Genomic DNA, 21,733 nt, shown 5'->3' with positions numbered 1-21,733 from the left:
CCGCCTCAATAAAAGGTAGTAATTATGTATTTTTTTAAAAAATTAAAATGGCTAATGCTAGCGTGTATTTTAACAAGTGTGAGCGCTCAAGTGTGCGCCCATGTATTAAAAAACACAACAGCCCAAGTGATTTTAAGAGACGGGCAAGTTGAGGTTAAAGTATTAACTAATGCTGAGCATTTAATTTCAGCGCTGCAAAGCGAGCAAGCATGGCTTATGGGCGATATTGATAAGCTTATGCCTACAAACTTAAGTGCAGAGCAACAAGAAGAGTTTGTAAAAAATGCACTTAAACAAAAAACGAGCTTACGTGTAAATCAGCAAGTTATCGTGTTTGAACGCGTCGCTTTTACCACCAGCAACAACGAAGCGCACGACCTAGAAATTGTTTTTCAAGCGAAGCACACATTTACAACAGTAGATGAGCTTGCCATATCGTTCCCTAAAAGTTTAGGCGCAGTACACGCAAGCTTTGTAAAACCACAATATAAGTTACTGGGTGCTGGCGATACCGCAAAAATAAAGTTCTAGGCCAAGAATCAACATACCTAAAAGCTTACTTAAAAAGGATTTTAGTAAGCAACTCCTTAAATACGCTAATTGTAGGCACATAATCAATATGCAATACTGCTTGGTACGTTAACGTCATGATCTTTACTATTTGCCAATCAGTGAAATTAATACATAAATTCTTTTTAGCTTTTTTTATCACTAATATCGCCCTTGTTGGGCTTATGTTTGTGTTTATATACATGACCTTTTCGTCAGGTTTTAACGACTTTGTTGAACAAGAAGAAACAAAACATGTAGCAATGGTTAAGCATCAACTTATTGAGCTTTATAGCGAATTAGGCAGTTGGCAACCCATTACGCAAAACACGCAATTATGGCGCTCTATTGTGGAGCCGCAAAAAAAGCCAGGCGAGCCTAAAACTAATAAACACACAAGCACCCCACCCAAACCAAATAGCAGTAAAGCAACGCCCTCTTTATTGTGGGTACACTTACCTGCGGGTTCCCTTAAAACAGGGCAACGTATAAGTTTATATGATCAAAATAAAAAAGTTGTTGTTGGTAGAGCTAATTTAAACGACAACCCACATATAGAACCTATTTTATTAAACAATAACGTTATAGGCTGGATAGGTTTAGTACCTTCAAAACTTGTGCAAAGTAGCCCAGCTAAAGCGTTTTTAGCAGCGCAATTTCATAACTATTTTATGATCACATTACTCGTTATTGCGCTCGCATTTATTATGGCTATTGTGTTATCCCGCCATTTAATAAAACCAATAAAGCAAATAGTGACTGGCACAGATGAGTTAACAAAAGGAAACTTTGCCAGCAGAATAATTCCCTCTAGTAAAGATGAGCTAGCTACCCTATCCAACAATTTTAATGCTTTAGCCCACACGCTTGAGCAAAACCAACAAATGCGGTTTCAATGGGTGTCAGACACATCCCACGAATTAAGAACCCCACTTACCGTACTACGTTCGCACTTGTTAGCTGTGCAAGATGGTGTATTTACAGCCGACACAAAGCGCATTAATTTACTCATAAACCAAGTAGATAACTTAAGCCACATTGTTGACGACCTAGCCCAACTAGCACAAACAGATAGCGTTAATTTAACCTATAACAATGCACACATTGATTTAATAAACATTTTTGAGCAATCAATTGAAAACTACACCGCTCGCTTTAAAGAGCGTGAATTAAATGTAGATAGCAAAAGCTTAGCCAAAGCCGGTAAATGTATAATAAATGGTGATAAAGAACGCCTTATACAATTATTTTCAAACCTGTTAGAAAATACCTGCAGATACACGCATAAAGGTGGGCAAGTAATAATACTTGCCAACAAAACACACAATAACATTGAGCTTATTTTACAAGACTCAGCCCCAAGTGTTTTACCAAACGACTTACAAAAATTGTTTGAGCGTTTTTATCGCGTTGAAAAGTCTCGAAGCCGAGAGCACGGCGGCTCGGGCTTAGGACTTGCACTTTGCAAACAAATAGTAGAGGCACATGGCGGTCAAATATCGTTGCACAACTCACCACTTGGTGGGCTAGAAGTAAAAATAACGCTGACACTTTTAGGTTAAAATAATGGCATCACAAAAAATACTTATCGTTGAAGACGAAGAAAACATTGCAGAGGTACTTATTGCCTACGCTAAGCAACAAAATTACGAAACTGAGCACTTTAATAGTGGCAAAGGTGTAGTTAGTTTTGTAAAACAAAACGCAGTAGATTTAATACTTCTTGATTTAATGCTGCCAGATGTTGATGGCACAGAGCTATGTAAGCAAATTAGAGCCTTTTCAAGCGTGCCTATTATTATGCTTACCGCAAAAAGTGAAGAAATAGACCGCTTACTGGGTTTAGAGCTCGGCGCCGATGACTACATATGCAAACCCTTCAGCCCTAAAGAAGTTATAGCGCGCATAAAAGCCGTACTAAGAAGGACCAGCCAGCCTAAAACCAACATCATCATTTATAATAATTTTCAATTACACAAAGACGATTACGAAGCCCGCCTAAACGGCAAAAGTATTGGCTTTACCGCCGTCGAGTTTAAAATATTTTTACTATTTATAAGCCACGTAGGTCGTGTTTTTACCCGCGAAGATATTATTAATAACGTATACAGTGATACAACCGACATATTCGATCGCAACATAGATACACACATTAAAAATATACGAAAAAAGATTAACGACGTTCAAGCAGGACTAAACCCAATAGCTGCGGTTTATAGTGTGGGTTATAAGTTTAAAGAGTAGGTTTACTTATTCAAATAAAGCTAACATGACGAAAAAGCGCGATATAAATCACGCTTTTATTTTAATCACTAACCTGAACACTCATAACTAAAGATTAATAGCAGAGCAAACGTTGGGTTTCGTTTCACTCAACCCAACCTACGTAAATAGACTTAAAGCCCTAAGCCTGCCATAAAGTCGTCATCGGCATCGTCTTGCTCTACTGCGGTAGATGCTTTTTCTTTATCCGCTTTTTTACGTGCTTCGTTTTCAATTATGTCGTCTGGGTCTAGTGCTTCTGCAATATCAAAGTCGTGTAATTTAATAAACTCTGTTTTATCCATCGCTAATTCCAAGTAAAAGATATTTTGTTTACTTGTGGTAAATGTTACGCGGCGGGCTTGCGGGCGATCCATTGTGGTATCTACCGATATTTGCACTTGCTTATTTATTGCCATCATTTTTGGCTGATTTTGTGTAATAGACGTATGTAATTGCTCGCGTACTTTAGACGTAAAGTCGCCAACAATTTGGTTCATTAACTCGCCTAATACGTTTGATACGTCGTCTGATAAATGGCTATGCGCTATTTCATCTTCTGGCATCCCCATGTTGCGCATGTAATCGCCATAAATTTCCATCGCCGCTTGCGAAGTAAAGTTGGTAATTACAAGCCCGGTAAAACCGCCGTCAAATAAAACAAAGCAGCCAATATCTGGTCGCATGCATGTACGCGTTATTTTTTGCACCATGGCTGAGTAGCTAATACCATTACCGCTGGCTGATGTGAGTACACCTGTCACTGAATGACAAAGGGTTGCTAATATATCGTCTGTGCTAATGACCTTACTTTTGCTCATTTAATCTTCTCTTTTATACTTATTATTCATAATTCTAGTCAAGCTACTGAATTTATCACTGACTATCCAGTATAAAATGTTAAAATAGCGCCATTATTTACAAAGAGACTGCCTTCGTGACCATAAAAGACAGTATTTATGCCTCTGAGCAACAAGTAAAAGATTTTAGCTTTGACCAAAATGTAGTCGAAGTTTTTCCAGATATGATCCAGCGCTCTGTGCCTGGCTACGCAACTATTGTCAGTACAATGGGTAAACTTGCGGGTGAATACGCGCAAAGTAACTCAAATCTTTATGATTTAGGCTGCTCTTTGGGCGCAGTAACACTTAGCATGCGACGAAATATTCGCACCGATAACTGCCATATAATAGCGGTAGATAACTCTCAAGCTATGGTTGAGCGTTGTAAGGTACATTTACAAGGTTTTAAATCAGATGTGCCTGTTACTGTTACTTTAGGCGATATTAACGAGCTTGAGATTCAAAACGCCTCAGTAGTAGCAATGAACTTTACGCTGCAGTTTATTCCGCATGCTCAGCGCCAAGCCGTGCTTGAAAAAATATACGCTAATTTAAAACCAGGTGGTGTATTGCTGCTAAGCGAAAAAATTAAAGCTGAAAACGAGCAATGCGACAATTTATTGATTGATTTGCACCACGACTTTAAACGACACAATGGTTACTCTGAGCTTGAAATAAGCCAAAAGCGTACCGCCATCGAAAACGTTATGCGCCCAGATACACTAAGCGCTCACTTTACTCGCTTAAAAGATATTGGTTTTAGCCAAACTCAAGTGTGGTATCAATGTTTTAATTTTTGCTCAATGGTAGCAATTAAATAAAGAGAGTCATCCATGTCTCAATGGTTTAACCAATTTTACGCATCTATCGCACAAAGCCCACTTAGTCATTGGCTAGAAACCCTACCTGCACAATTAAAACATTGGCAGTTAGAGGCAAGCCATGGTGATTTACCTAAATGGCAAAAAGTACTTAAAAACTTACCAGAGGTGGCTACAACACATGTTGATATCTCTACTAAGGTAGAAATTGGCGCCTCAGGGGAGATGAGTGATGGCGAGCAAAAGCAAGCCATGCATTTATTAAAACGCATGATGCCATGGCGCAAAGGCCCATTTAGTGTGCACGGTATTGAAATAGACACAGAGTGGCGCAGTGATTGGAAGTGGGACCGCCTGCTGCCTCATATTGAGCCATTAAAAGGCCGCACCGTTTTAGATATTGGTTGTGGCTCTGGCTATCATTTATGGCGTATGCGTGGTGAAGGCGCAGAGTTTGTGGTGGGTATTGATCCGTCTGATTTATTTTTATGTCAGTTTCAGGCAATTAAACACTACAACCCAGACGAAAATGTGCATTTACTGCCACTAGGCGTTGAAGCATTACCCGAGCTTAAAGCGTTTGATACGGTTTTTTCGATGGGCGTACTTTATCATCGTCGCTCACCTATCGACTTTTTAGCGCAGTTAAAAGCGCAGCTTCGCCCAGGCGGCGAACTCGTACTTGAAACGCTAGTAATTGAAGGTGACGAAAACACAGTATTAGTCCCTACTGATCGCTACGCTAAAATGCGCAACGTTTGGTTTATTCCAAGTACTGCAGCATTAAAGCTTTGGATGGAACGCGTTGGCTTTAAAGATGTGCAAATAAAAGATTGCGCTATAACCACGCTTGAAGAACAACGCAAAACCGACTGGATGGAAAACGAATCGTTAATCGACTTTTTAGATCCAAACGATACAAGTAAAACAATTGAAGGCTACCCTGCTCCACTTCGAGCCATATTAACTGCAAAAGCATAGCTGTTAATTTAACGCCTTTAATTACTAAAAAAACGCCTATGGGCGTTTTTTTGTTTATTTAAACAACAGACAGCGGACAAGTGTCCTTGTTAATTATTTCAAAATTACATTTGAGCTAGCCGCGACCCTGCAATTGTTGTAAAATACGCGCGTTTCTAAGCAACCCAAAACAACTATTTTGAGGAAAACCTGTGAGCGAACAAAAACAGTCTCTAAGCTATAAAGACGCGGGCGTAGATATCGACGCTGGTAATGCACTTGTTGAGCGTATTAAAGGCGTAGTTAAAAAAACTCGTCGTCCTGAAGTAATGGGCGGAATTGGTGGTTTTGGCGCACTTTGCGAAATTCCTGAAGGCTACAAGCAACCAGTATTAGTTGCAGGCACAGATGGCGTTGGTACTAAACTACGTTTAGCAATCGACTTAAAAAAACACGATACTGTTGGTATTGATTTAGTTGCAATGTGTGTAAACGACTTAATTGTTCAAGGTGCTGAACCCCTGTTTTTCCTAGATTACTATGCAACTGGTAAGCTAGATGTAGACACAGCAGCTGACGTAGTTACAGGTATTGGCAAAGGTTGTGAAATTTCAGGTTGTGCCCTAATTGGTGGCGAAACAGCTGAAATGCCAGGTATGTATGATGGTGAAGACTACGACATGGCAGGCTTTTGTACAGGCGTTGTAGAAAAATCAAAAATTATTGATGGCACAAAAGTAGCGGCAGGCGATCAGCTTATTGCACTTGCTTCAAGCGGTCCTCATTCAAATGGCTTCTCTTTAATTCGTAAAGTACTTGAAGTGTCAAAAGCTGATACCAGCGCTGACTTTGAAGGTAAAACATTAGGCGAAACCTTACTTGAGCCTACGCGTATTTACGTAAAACCTTTACTTGAGTTATTCAAAAACGTTGACGTACATGCGCTTTCGCATATTACTGGCGGCGGTTTTTGGGAAAATATTCCACGCGTATTACCAGAGTCTGCAAAAGCTGTAGTTAAAGGTGATAGCTGGCAGTGGCCACCTATTTTTAATTGGTTACAAGAAAATGGCAATATTACTACACACGAAATGTACCGTACATTTAACTGTGGTGTAGGCATGGTTTTAGTAGTCCCTGCAGACAAACTTGAGCAAAGCTTAACAATGCTAAAAAACTTGGGCGAAAATGCATGGCACCTTGGTGAAATTCAAGATGCGGCACCAGGCGAAGAGCAAGTTGAAATTGTAGGTGGTGCTAAGTAATGGCACCGACTCGTCTGGTAGTTTTAATCTCAGGTAGTGGCTCTAATTTACAAGCCATCATAGATGCCTGCGAACGCGGCGAGATAAACGGACATATAGCGGCTGTTATTAGTAATAAAGCAGACGCTTATGGCCTCGAGCGTGCAAAACAAGCAGGTATTGCTACAAAAGTGCTGAGTCATAAAGATTTTGACTCGCGCGAAGCGTACGATGCGCAATTAATGAACGTTATCGACTCTTTTATACCAAATCTAGTTGTATTAGCTGGGTTTATGCGTATTCTTACTCCTAGCTTAGTGCAAAAATATATTGGAAAAATGTTGAACATTCATCCATCTTTGTTGCCTAAGTACCAGGGGCTGAATACCCACCAAAGAGCAATTGATGCAAAAGATGACATTCATGGCGTAAGTGTACATTTCGTTACTGAAGAGCTAGACGGCGGTCCCGTTATTCTTCAGGCGCAAATACCTGTACTCAAGGACGATACAGCAGAAACACTAGCAAAACGCGTGCATGAACAAGAGCATGTAATTTATCCTTTGGTGGTCAAATGGTTCAGTGAACAGAGACTTACTATGGAAGCAGATTATGCAGTTCTTGACAAAAAACAACTTCCTGCACACGGCGCGCACTACCCAAAATAAAAAAATAAGTGCCTTGCTATTATGTGCAGGCGCTTTACTTCCTACGAGCCTTATTGCAGGCGAATTAACGCAGTATCAAGCAAGCTACGATATTTTACGCAAAGGTAAAAATCATGGTGAGGCTATTCGTGAGCTCAAAAAAATGAGCGACGATACATATCAACTAACATACCACAGTAATATTGAGTGGATGATTTTCTCTGATTCTCGTGAAGAAACCTCAAAGTTTACTTTTATAGATGGCAAAGTTACTCCGCATCATTATTCAATGGTCCGCACCGGTACAGGCCCAGATAAAGACTATCAGATTGATTTTGATACCGAAAATAAAGTAGTAACAAGTAGTAATAGTGAATACCCACTTAAGTGTGAATGGACTGACGAATTTCAGGATGCTATTTCATACCAAGTACAGGTACGCGAAGGGCTGAAAAAAGGTGAAACTAACTTTTCATTCCCACTTGTTGATAAAAAAGGTAATCGCCGAGACTACAACTTTGAAGTGGTAGATAAAGAAATGATTTCTTTACCTATCGGTAATGTAGAAGCAGTTAAAGTTAAACGTTTATACGATAACGATAAACGCCAAGCAATTGCGTGGTTTGCACCAGAAATGGATTACATGCTAGTACGTATGTGGAAAGGCGAAAAGGGTATGGAGCAATTTGAAGTTCAAATGAATTCATTTACTGTTACTGCACCTACAGCTGTTGCGCCTGCAACAGCACAACAACCTCAAGAAGCTAACTAAATTTAATTAAACCAAAGTTAGTATTTAAAATAGGTGGGCTAAATTAGCTCACCCATTTTAAACAATGCAAATTCCCCAGGCTCCATTTTTTGCCAACGCTCATCATTCGTCAAAGGCCTTGTAGCTATAACTGTTACTACATCGTTTGGTGTGGTCTCTTGTTGAAAATCAACCACCATGTCGGCATCAATCAACGTTGCTTTACCAAATGGCGCACGGCGCGTTATGTAATGTAAGTTATTAGTGCAATACGCTAAAACAAACACCCCATCGGTCAATAACATATTAAACACCCCTTTTTCACGAAGGGTATGCGAAAGCTTAGCGGCGTATCTAAAAACCGACGCCATATTACTTGGACGCTTTGGGTATTTTTCACGAATTTTATCAAGTAACCAACAAAAAGCGAGTTCGCTATCGGTGTTACCTACTGGGCGATAGTACTGCGGTTTTAAATCATGATAATTAGATAGCTGCCCGTTATGAGCGTAAGTAAGCTCGCGCCCCCATAACTCTCGCGTAAAAGGATGAGTATTTTCAAGGCATACTCTCCCGCGGTTACCTTGGCGAATATGGCTAATAACCGAGACACTTTTAATGGGGTATGCTTTAACGAGCTTTGCAATTTCAGATTGATAACTCGGCTCAGGATCTTTAAAGGTTCTACAGCCTTTACCTTCGTAAAATGTAATACCCCAACCATCTTTATGTGGTCCCGTGTTTCCGCCACGCTCTAAAAGGCCTGAAAAACTAAAACAAATATCGGTAGGCACATTGGCTGACATGCCAAGTAATTCACACATTAATAAAATAACCCTTAAAAACCATACATTAAAATAAATAGCGTTATATTTGTGTATTAAGCGTACACTAATTTGCAGCCCGCTATAACGGCTATACTTACTTAAAAAGTGTCATTTTGCTATTAGATTTATTTATTTTTACGTTAACACTACTTACGGTTAATGCTTTGACTATACGATAGTTATTGTGCGTTCCTCTGTCGGGTAATTAAATATCGTATTTAAGTTACTTTCTACTACAATTTAACATCGTTATGTACTTGAAAATTACTGTTACTAGCGCTACTCTAAGTGAGGTGGTCTGACCTCTATTAAGGAATAAAAATGACACTCATATTTACACTGGTTCTAATCGCGTTGCTTTGCACTGCGGTTTACCACAGAGCAAGTTGGAACACAGCACTTGGTGTTTCGGCTATAACTTTATTAATTGGTACCTTTGCAGGTGCTTTTGGTTTAATTAGCTGGTTGATCTTTTTGATCATCGCGGTTCCTCTTTCTGTTACTGGCCTTCGTCAGCAATATATCATCAAGCCTATTTTTGCTACGTTTAAAAAAGTAACGCCAAGCATGTCTGATACTGAAAAATCAGCTATTGATGCCGGTACGACGTGGTGGGAAGCTGACTTATTTTGCGGTAACCCAGATTGGAAAAAACTTCACCAATACCCAGTTCCTAAACTTACTATTGAAGAGCAAGCCTTTGTTGATGGCCCTGTTGAAGTAGTATGTAGCATGTTGGACGATTGGGAAGCAACGCACGAACTAACCGACCTTCCTCAAGATGTATGGCAATATCTAAAAGATAATAAATTCTTTGCCATGATCATCAAAAAAGAATACGGCGGTTTAGAGTTTTCTGCATTTGCACAGTCTTGTGTACTTCAAAAACTAACAAGTAAATCAACATTACTTTCGTCAATTGTTGGTGTACCGAACTCTTTAGGCCCAGGTGAATTATTACAACACTATGGTACAAAAGAGCAAAAAGATCATTACTTACCGCGCCTAGCGAGCGGTCAAGAAATTCCATGTTTTGCATTAACTTCGCCAGAAGCGGGTTCTGATGCAAGTTCAATTCCAGACTACGGTGTGGTATGTAAAGGGCAATGGAATGGTGAAGAGGTTGTGGGTGTTAGTTTAACGTGGAATAAGCGTTACATTACACTTGCCCCAGTGGCTACCGTGCTTGGACTTGCGTTTAAATTACAAGATCCAGACGGCCTAATTGGCGACAATAAAGAGCCAGGCATTACATGTGCACTTATTCCAACGGATACTCCTGGAGTTGAAATTGGTCGTCGACATTTCCCGCTTAACGTACCATTTCAAAATGGTCCTACTCGCGGTAAAGACATTTTCGTACCACTTGATTATATTATTGGTGGTCCAGATATGGCTGGTCAAGGCTGGCGCATGTTGGTTGAATGTTTATCGGTTGGTCGTGCAATTACATTGCCGTCAAACTCTGCCGGTGGCATTAAAATGATTGCTATTGCGACAGGTGCTTATAGCCGCATTCGTCGTCAGTTCCGTTTACCTATAGGTAAAATGGAAGGTGTTGAAGAGTCACTAGCTAAATTAGCTGGTTACGCTTACAGCTCTGATGCTGCGGTTAGTATGTCTACGGGTGCTGTTGATTTAGGCGAAAAGCCATCTGTTGTTTCTGCCATAATTAAATACCACCTGACAGAGCAAATGCGTGATGCAACTATTCATGCAATGGATGTACTTGGCGGTAAGGGCATCATGCTTGGGCCAAATAACTATTTAGGTCGTGGCTATCAAGGTGCACCTATTGCCATTACCGTTGAAGGTGCAAACATCTTGACCCGTAATATGATTATTTATGGTCAAGGTGCAATTCGCTGTCATCCATTTGTACTTACCGAACTAGGTGCGTGCGAAATTGAAGACCGCGAAGAAGCGCTTAACGTATTTGATAAAGCGCTAATGGGTCACATTGGTTTTACTATGTCGAACCTTGTACGTACTAAATGGCTTGCACTTACCGGCGCTCGTTTTACAAGTGTGCCGTACAACGACGAAACCGCTGAGTTTTACCGTATAGCGTCACGCTTTAGTGCATCACTTGCTCTTATGTCAGACATTAGCATGGCAGTATTTGGTGGTTCACTAAAACGTAAAGAACGTATTTCAGCACGTTTAGGTGACTTACTTAGTTACTTATACTTAGTGTCTGCAACGCTTAAGCGTTACAACGATGAAGGCCGTAAAAAAGAAGATTTTGCTCTAGTAAAATGGAGTTGCCAAGATCACCTTTACCATTGCCAACGTGCACTTGCTGATTTAATTAATAACATGCCTTCGGCTCCACTACGTGCAGTGTTAAAAGTATTGTTATTCCCGTTTGGTCGCCCGGTTCGTAAACCAACTGACCAACTTGAGCATAAACTTGCGCAACTACTACAAGTACCTAGTGAAACGCGTAACCGTTTAGCAAGCTATGTATACTTAACAAATGAGCCGCTTAACCTTGTAGGTCGTCAAGAGCAAACGCTTAAAGACGTACTTGCTGTTGAGCCATTATTTGACCGTGTATGCAAAGAAAAAGGTCTTAAACTGCCATTCTTCCAGCTTGATAAAGTAGCGCAAATGGGGCTTGAAGCAGGCATATTAAGCCAAGCAGAGGCTGATAAACTAGCTGCTGTTGAGCAATCTCGTTTAGATGTTATTAACGTTGATGACTTTGACCCTGCTGACTTACTTGCAGGCAAAGCCGCGCGTAATAGCGTTAAAAAAGAAGCTGATGCTGCTTAACTAAGCTAAGCATTTACAGACCAAAAGCCAGCATATAACGTGCTGGCTTTTTTGTGCACAATAAAAATTTTAACAACGTGATGGAGTAGTTTAATTCGTTAGATTGTTTAAATAATTATACAGCTTGGTATAACAGGCAGCTCTGACATCTAACCAACCCTAAAAGCTCTGTATTGATTAAATACCCTTAATTCATCTCTATATTCCTGTAAAAACTTAAACCCTCTCAAGAGCTCTACAAGTACAACACTATAAAGTTAATGACTATACCAATTAGCAATAATACTTAGAGCCTGCCTAGCAGTGTTAAAAGTCTCTGATATACGACTGCATAAATGCAGGAGATAGAGCAATGCAGGATCATTTGCCGAAAACAACTAAATAACGAATTATTCCTTATTATCGACATGCTTTTCTTACATCAAAATAGATTACTTAATTAAGCGAATTGGGGTTAAACCTGGCGTTAAGCTAACTGCGGTAAAAGTTTCAAAGTTACGAGAAGAGAGATACAGCGCAATGCAGAAGCACTTACCCAGAGCATCGGCAGATTGATATAGGTATTGATACGGATAATAAGGAATATTAGCAGGTTCGTGCAAGGAATGTGTTTGATAGCTGATAGCTGATAGCTGATAGCTGATAGCTGATAGCCAAAGAATGTTTTACTAAATTATTTAATCAAGGATTTTATAAGCTTGTTATTGAGGAAATAACAATTGGCGGAGTGGACGGGACTCGAACCCGCGACCCCCGGCGTGACAGGCCGGTATTCTAACCAACTGAACTACCACTCCAGCATACAAATTTTGTAATATAACATTGTTTAAATANATTACTTAATTAAGCGAATTGGGGTTAAACCTGGCGTTAAGCTAACTGCGGTAAAAGTTTCAAAGTTACGAGAAGAGAGATACAGCGCAATGCAGAAGCACTTACCCAGAGCATCGGCAGATTGATATAGGTATTGATACGGATAATAAGGAATATTAGCAGGTTCGTGCAAGGAATGTGTTTGATAGCTGATAGCTGATAGCTGATAGCTGATAGCTGATAGCCAAAGAATGTTTTACTAAATTATTTAATCAAGGATTTTATAAGCTTGTTATTGAGGAAATAACAAGTGGCGGAGTGGACGGGACTCGAACCCGCGACCCCCGGCGTGACAGGCCGGTATTCTAACCAACTGAACTACCACTCCGCAGTGGTATGTGCATGGGGTAATGCACTTACTAATTTTAATCATGATATCAATTGGCGGAGTGGACGGGACTCGAACCCGCGACCCCCGGCGTGACAGGCCGGTATTCTAACCAACTGAACTACCACTCCAGCATACAAATTTTGTAATATAACATTGTTTAAATTGTTGGCGGAGTGGACGGGACTCGAACCCGCGACCCCCGGCGTGACAGGCCGGTATTCTAACCAACTGAACTACCACTCCAGCATACAAATTTTGTAATATAACATTGTTTAAATTGTTGGCGGAGTGGACGGGACTCGAACCCGCGACCCCCGGCGTGACAGGCCGGTATTCTAACCAACTGAACTACCACTCCAGCATACAAATTTTGTAATATAACATTGTTTAAATTGTTGGCGGAGTGGACGGGACTCGAACCCGCGACCCCCGGCGTGACAGGCCGGTATTCTAACCAACTGAACTACCACTCCAGCATACAAATTTTGTAATATAACATTGTTTAAATTGTTGGCGGAGTGGACGGGACTCGAACCCGCGACCCCCGGCGTGACAGGCCGGTATTCTAACCAACTGAACTACCACTCCAGCATACAAATTTTGTAATATAACATTGTTTAAATTGTTGGCGGAGTGGACGGGACTCGAACCCGCGACCCCCGGCGTGACAGGCCGGTATTCTAACCAACTGAACTACCACTCCATAATAAGAATATGTTTTACAACCATACGTTGTGTAAGTGTTGGCGGAGTGGACGGGACTCGAACCCGCGACCCCCGGCGTGACAGGCCGGTATTCTAACCAACTGAACTACCACTCCAGCTTTTACTTACAAGTTTTACGAAAATGGCGGAGTGGACGGGACTCGAACCCGCGACCCCCGGCGTGACAGGCCGGTATTCTAACCAACTGAACTACCACTCCATATTTTCGTTGCTGTTTAGGTCTCCCTGACAGCGGCGTGAATAATACGAACCAACCCCTATTTCGTCAAGGGCTTTTTTGTTTTTTTATAGGTTTTTTAGTCATCTGTCATCGAAAGGTTTAAAATTTCACCTGATCTGTCATTTTTTGAGCCATTTTTACCGACTTGATTTTTTTCTTTGTCGGCAACACCACCTTCACTTGTTTTCTTTTTCTTTAAAAAAGGCAGCTTCACTTTAAATTTAATCGGTTTTTTCTGAACAAATATACGAATTAACAACCAACCGAGTAATAAAATGAGCGTATTGCAGCCTACAATTAAACTAATAATTGCCGATGTGGCCATTTTTTCTTCAACAGGCTCACTCTCAATCATTTTATCTGGCGTAATAATTGTTGCCGAATCAATTTCGGGCACCGCTTCTATGGGTCGTTCTATCTCAAATTTATACGTTGGTAGCGTTGCCATAAATTCACGGCCATTAATATTAGTGCCAAAAACAGACAGTTCAACACTATATCTACCCCAATCATAATTTTTAACACTAAGCTGACGTGAGTCTTTAGCTGCAGCATCTATGGTAAACATTTGCTCTTCGTTATTGGGATAGTAGATTTTTCCCTGGATGATGACTGTCTCTGGCTTAACAATACTTGGGTCTATATTTATAGTTAACAGATGCTCGTCTGTGTCTTGTTCTGCTAACGCGACTTCGGTTATAAAAGGTGGCTCGTGCACTTCTATTGTATTTTGCACAATGCGGCGCTGCAGCAGAGGTGTTGCCACGTAAAGCTCTGGTGTCCATTCACCCGCAGGAAAATCTAAAGTAAACTCGCCGGTAAACACACCATCTTTAGGACGCTCATCAAATCCACGTCCATCGTCTTTAAATTCCGCTACTTCTTGAATGCCTGCGCCAAAGTTAGCAAAGTTTTCATTGTTGGTACTTACAAAGTCAACATTAAGGCTCACAACATCCCTAAATAGGTTTGTGTTAATTGGCTCACCGTCGTTTAGTATTTTCCCGGTGATTTTTATTGTCTCCCCCCTAAACAACATTGAAGGAAGAGGCTCTGCCTCAAGAGATATTTCGCCTAATACAACTATTCTGCTGTCGGGTAAAATACTGCCTATTACTTGCCAAGGACCCGCCATAGGTTTTTTTATGGTAACTAAATCGTAGCTGAGTTCGTCAAACCAATCTAAGTTAGGGTTTTTAACTGAGTCAGTAGCAAAGTACTTACTGCCATCGGGCCGCACTAAAATAACAGCAGGTGCACCTGATTTTCTAAAAAACAGCAGTGTTATTTCATCTATTTTGCTATCTATGCGAAAACGATTATCAAGTAAAGGGATCTCATTCTGATGCCCATCGCGCTTGAGCACTTCTACTTGTTTTACGCCATATGCATTGCCAGTAAATAAACTAGCGGCACATAATGCTGTTACAAAATACATCGTTTTCATTAAATCGCCTTATTCAGCGCGCCATATACATTGGCCGCCTTCTTTGTTTACAAGATCTAATCTTGCTTCGTGCGCGCTTTGCTCAGCGTCGCTTGCTCGCAATACAACTAATGGGGCTCTATCACTATTTAAACGCTTTATACCGCCTTTCTGTTGCTCGCTGCCATCATCTTTGTTTTGATTCAAATTCAGCTTTGTTTGACCGCCCGTCATGGCAAGGTACACATCGGCTAAAATCTCAGAATCCAGTAGCGCGCCGTGAAGTGTTCGCTTTGCGTTATCTACATCGTAACGACGACATAATGCATCAAGATTGTTCTTTTGACCTGGATGCAAGTCACGCGCCATTTTAAGCGTGTCGAGAACTTGACAAAAAGTCTCTGTTTTAGGATAGCCCTGATTAAGTATTGCAAATTCATTATCCATATGACCAACATCGAACGGTGCGTTATGAATAACTAACTCAGCCCCTTCAATATAGTCGAAAAACTCTTGGGCAATTTGATGAAACAGTGGTTTATCACGCAAAAACTCGTTAGTAATACCGTGAACGTCGATTGCTTCTTCTTCACTTGGCCGTTGTGGGTTTATATAAACGTGAAAATTATTACCTGTTAAACGGCGATTTACTAACTCCACACACCCAATTTCTATAATACGGTGCCCTTGTTTAGGGTCGATGCCGGTGGTTTCTGTATCTAAAACTATTTGTCTACGTGCCATATCGAATTTAGCCTGATTCTGGTATCTTTCTATAATCACTTTATTGTACATAAGATCAAGGTAAAACAGTGCAAAAAACCGTAGAGATTTACACCGACGGCTCATGTTTAGGTAATCCAGGCCCCGGCGGTTATGGTATTTTTATGATTTATAACGGCCACGAAAAAGAAATGAGCCAAGGTTATAAACTCACAACAAATAACCGAATGGAAATGCTCGCGGCTATTGTAGCCCTAGAATCACTCACTCGAGAATGCGAAGTAAACCTAACAACCGATAGCCAATATGTTAAGCAAGGCATTGAATCGTGGATCACTAACTGGAAAAAACGTGGCTGGTTAACATCAGCTAAAAAGCCGGTTAAAAACGTCGATTTATGGAAACGCTTAGATAAAGCCTGTAGCGAGCACAATGTAACTTGGAAGTGGGTTAAAGGGCATAGCGGCCATAAATACAACGAAATAGTTGACGATTTAGCCCGCGATGCCGCTGGCAGTAAAGATTTACTAGAAGATGTAGGCTACCAGCCTTAAATTTATTCTAAGCTAGTTGTTATACCAATTTTATTAAAAACATGTTCATTCTATCGCATTAAATAACTCACTAACTGCGTTAAAAATTATTCATATAGAACAACTATATGTCACAATTTTCGCCTTGTTAATGTGCTATTTTCTTAGCGCTATAATAGATCACTTACTTAATGCAATTGGTATTATTTTTTTGCTCGCACGATTTAAAGTGTTGCTTTGACGTTTGTCTAAGCCCTGCCCCTTTTACTGGTGCAAATTGCGGCCTAGCATGCCACTTAGGTTTTATTGGCGTAAGTGGCGCAACTCTTTTTCGTGCCACCAGCATATAAACACTGCCCATTGGTTTTAAATACTGTTTTGCAAAAGTCCGCCAAAACTCAAATCTTGATAACCTGTTACCTCTTGCCAGTGATGAATAAATAAAACGTTCGTCACTTACAATTTCAAAACCCAATAAATTTAGCCAATCTTTAACCCTCGCAGGGGTAAAAAAGCGCCCCGTCCATGGTAATTTCTGACCACTAAAAGGCAGCATTTGTGCAAGTCCGCACAAACTAAACGGGTTAAATCCCGTAATTACTATATAGCCGCCCGGAATAAGTGTGCGATGTGCTTCTCGTAAAATGTGATGTGGGTCTGAATGATACTCTAAGCAGTGACTTAGTATGCATGCATCAATACTGTGCTCGTAAAATGGCAGTTCATCTATGTCAGCAACTACCCCGGTGTAAGGCCCAGGCTCTGCAACACACACCTGGTGTTTAATCGTACTTATACTTGTATTTAATTCGCCACTTAAATTACCTAGCTTAAGCATATGATAGCCAAACATACGCGGCAGCCATTGCTCCATTTTGCGTTCAATATCTTTGCGCAAATAATCCCCATGAGGAAACTGTTGCCACGACAGTGGTTTGGGTCCTTCTTGAAAACTAAGGGCTGGTTTCATTTTTTGAGCTCGTTATACTATGCGGTAAGTGTCACTTTATAGAGCAATTTACCATGGTGCAAGTCAAAGCAATTAAAGCCTTTTCTGATAATTACATTTGGTGTTTAACTACCGATAACAGTAACCAAGCATGGGTAGTCGATCCAGGCCAAGCACAGAGCGTATTAGCGTATCTAGCTGAGCACAAACTAACGCTTGGTGGTATTTTAATTACGCATCATCACTACGACCACACTGATGGCGTAGCTGCATTAGTTGACGCCTATCCAGATATATCGGTTTATGGCCCCGCAAATAGTCCATTTAAAGGCATCACTCACGCACTCACTGATGGTCAAAGCATCAGTGTGCTTAATATTAACTTTAATATTTTGGCAACTCCTGGGCACACGCTTGATCATATTTGCTATACAAATGATGAACTTGCTTTTACAGGCGATACATTGTTTAGCGGTGGATGTGGGCGCTTATTTGAAGGCACGCCAAAGCAAATGTGGGAATCGTTTAATAAACTAAGAGAGCTGCCTGCAAGCTGCAGTGTGTATTGCACGCACGAATACACGCAAGCTAATCTTGCCTTTGCCAAAGCGGTTGAACCACGTAACCCAGAACTACTCGCGTACAGTAAAAAAGTAGATGAATTACGTAGTAATAACCAAATCTCCCTACCCACTTCTATTGGACAGGAGCTAAAAATAAATCCATTTATGCGTAGCGATTTGCCAACCATTACAGAGTTAGTGCCAGAAAAATTCATCTCGGTTACAAAAAACAATGAACCTTGGGGAAACTTTGCTAGTCTGAGACAGTTCAAAGACAATTTTTAATGCACAAACTAATACTTTAATATTTATTTTATTAGAATCATTAACTTAAGATATAGTGATGATTCTATTTCTGCGTTTTAAAAAGTCATTAAGTGGCAATGTTAACTCATAACAGGTAGTATTCGCCGAGTTTTTTACCCGATGTATTGGTATTTATGAATAAATCTCCCCTATTAGTAGCCTTGGCGTTAGCGCTAAGTGGTTGTCAAACTGTGACAACTCTAGACTCAGACTCTCAAGTCGCCACGCAAGCAAACCAACAACTCGAAGGCGCAAGTCCTAACGACATTAACAATGCATTGATGGTAAACGCACAATATCAGCAAGTTGACCCTGATGAGCAAGAAGCTCCCGTGTTTGATGATGTGTGGGAGCGAATTCGCTACCAACTTTCTATCGAAATACCGCAAAACCGCCCTGTTGTTACTGAACGTAATTATTACGCTCGCCACCAAGCCTATTTAGATCGTATTTCTAAACGTGCAGAACCTTACTTACACTTTATAGTTGAAGAAGTAGAAAAGCGCGAAATGCCAATCGAAATTGCACTACTGCCTATTGTAGAAAGTGCATTTGACCCGTTTGGTTATTCTAATCGCAGCGCATCGGGCATTTGGCAGTTTATGCCTGCAACCGGTGAGCGATTCGATTTAAAACAAAACTGGTGGTACGACGGTCGTCGCGACATAGTGCAGTCGACTCGCGCAGCACTTGACTACTTATCGTATTTACATAAAACACTTGAAGGCGATTGGCTAAATGCAATTGCTGCTTACAACTCGGGTGAAGGGCGCTTGATGCGCGCGATTAAAAAGAATCGTAAAAAGCATTTACCTACCGATTTTTGGTCTCTTGATTTACCAAGCGAAACAACTGCCTACGTACCAAAGTTATTAGCACTTGCCGATTTATTAAAACGCTCAGATGATTTTAACGTTACATGGCAACCAGTAATTAATGCACAAGTGGTTGAAGTGGTTGATGTTGGCTCGCAAATAGATTTAGCACTTGCTGCTGATATGGCCGATATGACGCTTACTGAGCTATACAGATTAAACCCCGGTTTTAACCGCTGGGCAACTGATCCTAATGGCCCTCATTCTTTATTATTACCTGTTGATAAAGCAGAGGAATTTAGCCAAAAACTAGCAAACACTGATGTTAAAAATAGATTACGCTGGCAGCGTTATATTGTGGCTCGAGGCGACAGCTTATCGGTAATTGCCAAAAAGTTTACAACAAGCTCAAGTGCAATCCGATCGCTTAATAAACTCAAATCAAATACGATTAAAGTAGGCCAAGAATTATTAGTCCCGCTTACTGATGGCGCTATAAATAGCGAGCATTTACCAAAGCAGATGCGTTTAGCTGCTAATAAAGCAACTCGCACAAAGCTTTCGCACACAGTTAAAAGTGGCGACACGTTATGGGACATTAGCCGCGAATATGACGTAACTATGGATGAGCTGGCTAAATGGAATAAGCTAAAGAAAAACTCTGTACTGCGCCTAAATCAAAAACTAACTGTGTATAAGTCAGCTAATAAACCACAAGCAACGGCAAGTACCAACCGTACTATTACATACAAAGTACGCCGTGGTGACTCACTTGCACGTATTGCGTCTAAGTTTAATCTAAGCGTTAACGAAATTATTAAGTGGAATAATTTAGCCGGTCAAAAATACTTACAACCTGGCCAAAAGCTAAAACTTAAAGTAGATGTCAGAAGTAGTTAATTTATAAAGTTACAAAAGTAAAAAGGAGCGCATGCGCTCCTTTTTAATACCTTAAAGTTAAGGATTAAGCAGGTAGTTTTTCTAGCCATACTTTTAACCAAGGCTCGGCTACCGGCCATGGTTCAAAATCTTCACATGCATCTATTTCTAGGCGGTTGCCCACAGGCTTTGCTTGTAAATCGCGTAGTAGCTCGTCAAAGCTTCGCCCTGCGCCACAAAATGTATCGCCGTAACATCTGTCACCCATTGCAATTACACCAAACGGTTTATCGGTAAGCATTGGGAAAGTGCTATTCATTGCAAAGTATAACCCTGCCAAATTACTCGGTACATCACCTTGGCCTGTTGTGGAGGTAACAATTAGAATATGCGATGCATTTCTTATATCATCAAGTGATGCTTCAGTAATTACTGTTGCAGTATGACCCGCTTGCTCTATTGTGGCTGCAACTTCATCGCTTAAACGCTCTGCACCGCCATTAACGCTGCCTACAAAAATACTAATATGTGCCATTAATAATCCTTTTCTTGCTCTGGCCAACCTAGCTGCTTACATATTTCAAGCATGTCTTCACCTAGTGGCGCTTTAATTGTTATTGATTCATTACTATAAGGGTGCACAAAACTAAGCTCTGTTGCAAATAACATTAAGCGTCTTAGCTCAAAATGCTCCCTAAAAAATTGATTATGCTGGTTATCACCGTGATTTACATCACCAATAATAGGCAGTGATAAGTGCTTTAAGTGTCTGCGAATTTGATGCTTGCGCCCTGTTTTTGGAAAACACTCAACCAACGAGTAACGCACTGTTGGGTACTTACCAATAGGAATAGGCAATGCAACTTGGTGCAAGCAATTAAACTGGGTTTGCGCTTCTTGCGGTGCTTTATCTTGATCTGCAAACTTATCGGCTATTTTATCAAGTTCTTCTTTAAGCGGTTTATCTAGAAATACTGACTCTGGCGCAAAGCCGCGCACTAAGGCTAAATAGCGTTTAGCAATAGTACCTTCAATAAATAGCTGGTTCATATCGCGAGCAGCTTCAGAGCTCAGTGCAAACAGCAATACGCCCGACGTAGGTCTATCGAGCCTATGTACTGGAAATACATGTTGCCCTAGCTGGTCGCGCAACATTTGCATAGCAAACTGGGTTTCGTGTTTATCTAAAAACGAGCGATGCACTAATAAACCTGAAGGCTTATTTATAGCCACATAGTTTTCATCTTGATACAAAATAGTCAGCTCGCCATATTCAATAGGCGCTGGACGCTCACTCATTTGGTTCTCCTAAAAAGGTATCAAGGGCTGTTAGTAATTCAATTATTTCATCGCTCCTCACTTTATTCACAAGTGTCATTTGCGCCATAGGGGCAATAGCAAAGTTACGTGGCAGTGGTTGCTTGTGCGTTATTAATAGCTGTATTTTATCAATAAATACAAATTGTAACCACTGCTCAAACGCCATTGTATCGTGACAAAAAGGAGTATTTGAAAGCAGTGCATCAGCGTCTATTGGCTCACTTTGCCAAAGCGCGTGTTTTTGTAAAAGTGCCGTTAGCTGCACTAAATAAGTTTGGGTTTGCTGGTACATAACCACCCTCTTTTATATATGTAATGCAATTATACCCTGTTCCCTCATAGGCGGCTATGACGTATAATTAATGTAATTTTGCAGTAAAAACAGTTG

At 40.7% G+C, this 21,733-nt stretch carries 20 protein-coding genes and 10 tRNA genes; 12 read left to right on the top strand and 18 right to left on the bottom strand.

All coding sequences use genetic code 11. The features are described from left to right. The first annotated feature begins 24 nt into the window (after positions 1-24). The 3 genes from GQR39_RS11665 to GQR39_RS11655 all read left to right on the top strand — a co-directional run bounded on the left by GQR39_RS11665 (position 25) and on the right by GQR39_RS11655 (position 2,793). Complete coding sequence (locus GQR39_RS11665) at positions 25-531, top strand: hypothetical protein (RefSeq protein ID WP_165735696.1); 507 nt, start codon at positions 25-27, stop codon at positions 529-531. A 203-nt stretch (positions 532-734) separates the two neighbouring features. Further along, complete coding sequence (locus GQR39_RS11660; protein WP_240918205.1) at positions 735-2,111, top strand: ATP-binding protein; 1,377 nt, start codon at positions 735-737, stop codon at positions 2,109-2,111. 4 nt (positions 2,112-2,115) lie between these two features. Continuing rightward, complete coding sequence (locus GQR39_RS11655; protein ID WP_165735694.1) at positions 2,116-2,793, top strand: response regulator; 678 nt, start codon at positions 2,116-2,118, stop codon at positions 2,791-2,793. Between the two features lie 152 nt (positions 2,794-2,945). Here the strand turns inward: GQR39_RS11655 and GQR39_RS11650 are convergent, their stop codons facing one another. After that, the gene (locus tag GQR39_RS11650) at positions 2,946-3,632 is read right to left on the bottom strand and encodes a DUF3334 family protein (protein WP_007586957.1); all 687 of its coding nucleotides are present in this window, start codon (positions 3,630-3,632) and stop codon (positions 2,946-2,948) included. Between the two features lie 116 nt (positions 3,633-3,748). Here GQR39_RS11650 and cmoA point away from each other — a divergent pair, with 116 nt between their 5' ends. The 5 genes from cmoA (at position 3,749) to GQR39_RS11625 (ending at position 8,097) form a co-directional block, all read left to right on the top strand. After that, positions 3,749-4,474, top strand: a complete 726-nt coding sequence (cmoA, locus tag GQR39_RS11645) for a carboxy-S-adenosyl-L-methionine synthase CmoA (protein ID WP_165735693.1) — start codon at positions 3,749-3,751, stop codon at positions 4,472-4,474. A gap of 12 nt (positions 4,475-4,486) precedes the next feature. Then, entirely contained in the window at positions 4,487-5,455 is a 969-nt protein-coding gene (gene cmoB / locus GQR39_RS11640; RefSeq protein ID WP_076924398.1) for a tRNA 5-methoxyuridine(34)/uridine 5-oxyacetic acid(34) synthase CmoB, read from the top strand. A gap of 191 nt (positions 5,456-5,646) precedes the next feature. After that, positions 5,647-6,699 (top strand): phosphoribosylformylglycinamidine cyclo-ligase, encoded by a 1,053-nt coding sequence (gene purM / locus GQR39_RS11635; RefSeq protein ID WP_165735692.1) that lies wholly within the window; start codon positions 5,647-5,649, stop codon positions 6,697-6,699. Beyond that, the gene (purN, locus tag GQR39_RS11630; protein ID WP_165735691.1) at positions 6,699-7,346 is read left to right on the top strand and encodes a phosphoribosylglycinamide formyltransferase; all 648 of its coding nucleotides are present in this window, start codon (positions 6,699-6,701) and stop codon (positions 7,344-7,346) included. Before purM ends, purN begins: the two co-directional genes overlap by 1 nt. Next, a complete protein-coding gene (locus tag GQR39_RS11625) occupies positions 7,291-8,097 on the top strand; it encodes a DUF3108 domain-containing protein (RefSeq protein WP_240918204.1) in 807 nt (268 codons plus the stop codon). Before purN ends, GQR39_RS11625 begins: the two co-directional genes overlap by 56 nt. Before the next feature lie 38 nt (positions 8,098-8,135). On the opposite strand, the gene GQR39_RS11620 is transcribed toward GQR39_RS11625, so the two are convergent. Further along, entirely contained in the window at positions 8,136-8,900 is a 765-nt protein-coding gene (locus tag GQR39_RS11620) for a class II glutamine amidotransferase (protein ID WP_024591316.1), read from the bottom strand. Between the two features lie 324 nt (positions 8,901-9,224). Here GQR39_RS11620 and fadE point away from each other — a divergent pair, with 324 nt between their 5' ends. Then, positions 9,225-11,681 carry an acyl-CoA dehydrogenase FadE gene (gene fadE, locus GQR39_RS11615; protein WP_007586946.1) on the top strand — a complete coding sequence of 819 codons (2,457 nt, stop codon included), beginning with the start codon at positions 9,225-9,227 and terminating at the stop codon, positions 11,679-11,681. 720 nt (positions 11,682-12,401) lie between these two features. Here fadE and GQR39_RS11610 read toward each other — a convergent pair. From GQR39_RS11610 to dnaQ, 12 genes are all read right to left on the bottom strand, one after another. Further along, positions 12,402-12,478: transfer RNA gene (locus GQR39_RS11610), tRNA-Asp, on the bottom strand. A 327-nt stretch (positions 12,479-12,805) separates the two neighbouring features. After that, positions 12,806-12,882: transfer RNA gene (locus tag GQR39_RS11605), tRNA-Asp, on the bottom strand. A gap of 54 nt (positions 12,883-12,936) precedes the next feature. After that, positions 12,937-13,013, bottom strand: a tRNA-Asp gene (locus GQR39_RS11600). Positions 13,014-13,051: 38 nt separating this feature from the next. After that, positions 13,052-13,128, bottom strand: a tRNA-Asp gene (locus GQR39_RS11595). A gap of 38 nt (positions 13,129-13,166) precedes the next feature. Next, positions 13,167-13,243, bottom strand: a tRNA-Asp gene (locus GQR39_RS11590). Between the two features lie 38 nt (positions 13,244-13,281). Continuing rightward, a tRNA-Asp gene (locus tag GQR39_RS11585) sits at positions 13,282-13,358 on the bottom strand. A gap of 38 nt (positions 13,359-13,396) precedes the next feature. Beyond that, positions 13,397-13,473 (bottom strand) — tRNA-Asp (locus GQR39_RS11580). 38 nt (positions 13,474-13,511) lie between these two features. Next, positions 13,512-13,588 (bottom strand) — tRNA-Asp (locus tag GQR39_RS11575). A 41-nt stretch (positions 13,589-13,629) separates the two neighbouring features. Beyond that, positions 13,630-13,706: transfer RNA gene (locus GQR39_RS11570), tRNA-Asp, on the bottom strand. A 27-nt stretch (positions 13,707-13,733) separates the two neighbouring features. Further along, a tRNA-Asp gene (locus tag GQR39_RS11565) sits at positions 13,734-13,810 on the bottom strand. 97 nt (positions 13,811-13,907) lie between these two features. Continuing rightward, entirely contained in the window at positions 13,908-15,278 is a 1,371-nt protein-coding gene (locus GQR39_RS11560; protein ID WP_165735690.1) for a TIGR03503 family protein, read from the bottom strand. A 9-nt stretch (positions 15,279-15,287) separates the two neighbouring features. Further along, a complete protein-coding gene (gene dnaQ, locus GQR39_RS11555; protein ID WP_165735689.1) occupies positions 15,288-16,001 on the bottom strand; it encodes a DNA polymerase III subunit epsilon in 714 nt (237 codons plus the stop codon). Positions 16,002-16,069: 68 nt separating this feature from the next. Here dnaQ and rnhA point away from each other — a divergent pair, with 68 nt between their 5' ends. Then, on the top strand, positions 16,070-16,534 hold the full coding sequence (gene rnhA / locus GQR39_RS11550; protein ID WP_007378210.1) for a ribonuclease HI: 465 nt from the start codon (positions 16,070-16,072) through the stop codon (positions 16,532-16,534). A gap of 163 nt (positions 16,535-16,697) precedes the next feature. On the opposite strand, the gene GQR39_RS11545 is transcribed toward rnhA, so the two are convergent. Further along, a complete protein-coding gene (locus tag GQR39_RS11545; RefSeq protein WP_165735688.1) occupies positions 16,698-17,483 on the bottom strand; it encodes a class I SAM-dependent methyltransferase in 786 nt (261 codons plus the stop codon). Between the two features lie 53 nt (positions 17,484-17,536). Between GQR39_RS11545 and gloB the strand changes: the two genes are divergently transcribed. After that, positions 17,537-18,310, top strand: coding sequence for a hydroxyacylglutathione hydrolase (gloB, locus tag GQR39_RS11540; RefSeq protein ID WP_165735687.1), 774 nt, complete (start codon positions 17,537-17,539; stop codon positions 18,308-18,310). A gap of 155 nt (positions 18,311-18,465) precedes the next feature. Continuing rightward, positions 18,466-20,046: a LysM peptidoglycan-binding domain-containing protein gene (locus tag GQR39_RS11535; RefSeq protein ID WP_007586008.1), complete on the top strand. Its 1,581-nt coding sequence runs from the start codon at positions 18,466-18,468 to the stop codon at positions 20,044-20,046. A 64-nt stretch (positions 20,047-20,110) separates the two neighbouring features. On the opposite strand, the gene GQR39_RS11530 is transcribed toward GQR39_RS11535, so the two are convergent. The 3 genes from GQR39_RS11530 to GQR39_RS11520 are packed head-to-tail and all read right to left on the bottom strand — an operon-like array spanning position 20,111 to position 21,637. Further along, complete coding sequence (locus GQR39_RS11530; RefSeq protein ID WP_165735686.1) at positions 20,111-20,560, bottom strand: flavodoxin; 450 nt, start codon at positions 20,558-20,560, stop codon at positions 20,111-20,113. Next, positions 20,560-21,324 carry a tRNA pseudouridine(65) synthase TruC gene (truC, locus tag GQR39_RS11525; protein WP_024593675.1) on the bottom strand — a complete coding sequence of 255 codons (765 nt, stop codon included), beginning with the start codon at positions 21,322-21,324 and terminating at the stop codon, positions 20,560-20,562. Before truC ends, GQR39_RS11530 begins: the two co-directional genes overlap by 1 nt. Then, positions 21,317-21,637, bottom strand: a complete 321-nt coding sequence (locus tag GQR39_RS11520; protein WP_165735685.1) for a YqcC family protein — start codon at positions 21,635-21,637, stop codon at positions 21,317-21,319. The genes truC and GQR39_RS11520 overlap by 8 nt, the downstream gene beginning before the upstream one ends. Positions 21,638-21,733: the final 96 nt, after the last annotated feature.

The organism is Pseudoalteromonas sp. C8 (assembly GCF_011378685.1).
Lineage (GTDB): Bacteria > Pseudomonadota > Gammaproteobacteria > Enterobacterales > Alteromonadaceae > Pseudoalteromonas > Pseudoalteromonas arctica.
This window is presented reverse-complemented; position numbering and strand designations above follow the sequence as displayed.

Bases quoted from the DNA above. Each gene is read 5' to 3' on its own strand.
- GQR39_RS11665 (WP_165735696.1), top strand. From the start codon at position 25: ATGTATTTTTTTAAAAAATTAAAATGGCTAATGCTAGCGTGTATTTTA.
- GQR39_RS11660 (WP_240918205.1), top strand. From the start codon at position 735: ATGTTTGTGTTTATATACATGACCTTTTCGTCAGGTTTTAACGACTTT.
- GQR39_RS11655 (WP_165735694.1), top strand. From the start codon at position 2,116: ATGGCATCACAAAAAATACTTATCGTTGAAGACGAAGAAAACATTGCA.
- GQR39_RS11650 (WP_007586957.1), bottom strand. From the start codon at position 3,632: ATGAGCAAAAGTAAGGTCATTAGCACAGACGATATATTAGCAACCCTT.
- cmoB (WP_076924398.1), top strand. From the start codon at position 4,487: ATGTCTCAATGGTTTAACCAATTTTACGCATCTATCGCACAAAGCCCA.
- purN (WP_165735691.1), top strand. From the start codon at position 6,699: ATGGCACCGACTCGTCTGGTAGTTTTAATCTCAGGTAGTGGCTCTAAT.
- GQR39_RS11625 (WP_240918204.1), top strand. From the start codon at position 7,291: ATGCAGTTCTTGACAAAAAACAACTTCCTGCACACGGCGCGCACTACC.
- GQR39_RS11620 (WP_024591316.1), bottom strand. From the start codon at position 8,900: ATGTGTGAATTACTTGGCATGTCAGCCAATGTGCCTACCGATATTTGT.
- fadE (WP_007586946.1), top strand. From the start codon at position 9,225: ATGACACTCATATTTACACTGGTTCTAATCGCGTTGCTTTGCACTGCG.
- GQR39_RS11560 (WP_165735690.1), bottom strand. From the start codon at position 15,278: ATGAAAACGATGTATTTTGTAACAGCATTATGTGCCGCTAGTTTATTT.
- dnaQ (WP_165735689.1), bottom strand. From the start codon at position 16,001: ATGGCACGTAGACAAATAGTTTTAGATACAGAAACCACCGGCATCGAC.
- GQR39_RS11545 (WP_165735688.1), bottom strand. From the start codon at position 17,483: ATGAAACCAGCCCTTAGTTTTCAAGAAGGACCCAAACCACTGTCGTGG.
- gloB (WP_165735687.1), top strand. From the start codon at position 17,537: ATGGTGCAAGTCAAAGCAATTAAAGCCTTTTCTGATAATTACATTTGG.
- GQR39_RS11535 (WP_007586008.1), top strand. From the start codon at position 18,466: ATGAATAAATCTCCCCTATTAGTAGCCTTGGCGTTAGCGCTAAGTGGT.
- GQR39_RS11530 (WP_165735686.1), bottom strand. From the start codon at position 20,560: ATGGCACATATTAGTATTTTTGTAGGCAGCGTTAATGGCGGTGCAGAG.
- truC (WP_024593675.1), bottom strand. From the start codon at position 21,324: ATGAGTGAGCGTCCAGCGCCTATTGAATATGGCGAGCTGACTATTTTG.
- GQR39_RS11520 (WP_165735685.1), bottom strand. From the start codon at position 21,637: ATGTACCAGCAAACCCAAACTTATTTAGTGCAGCTAACGGCACTTTTA.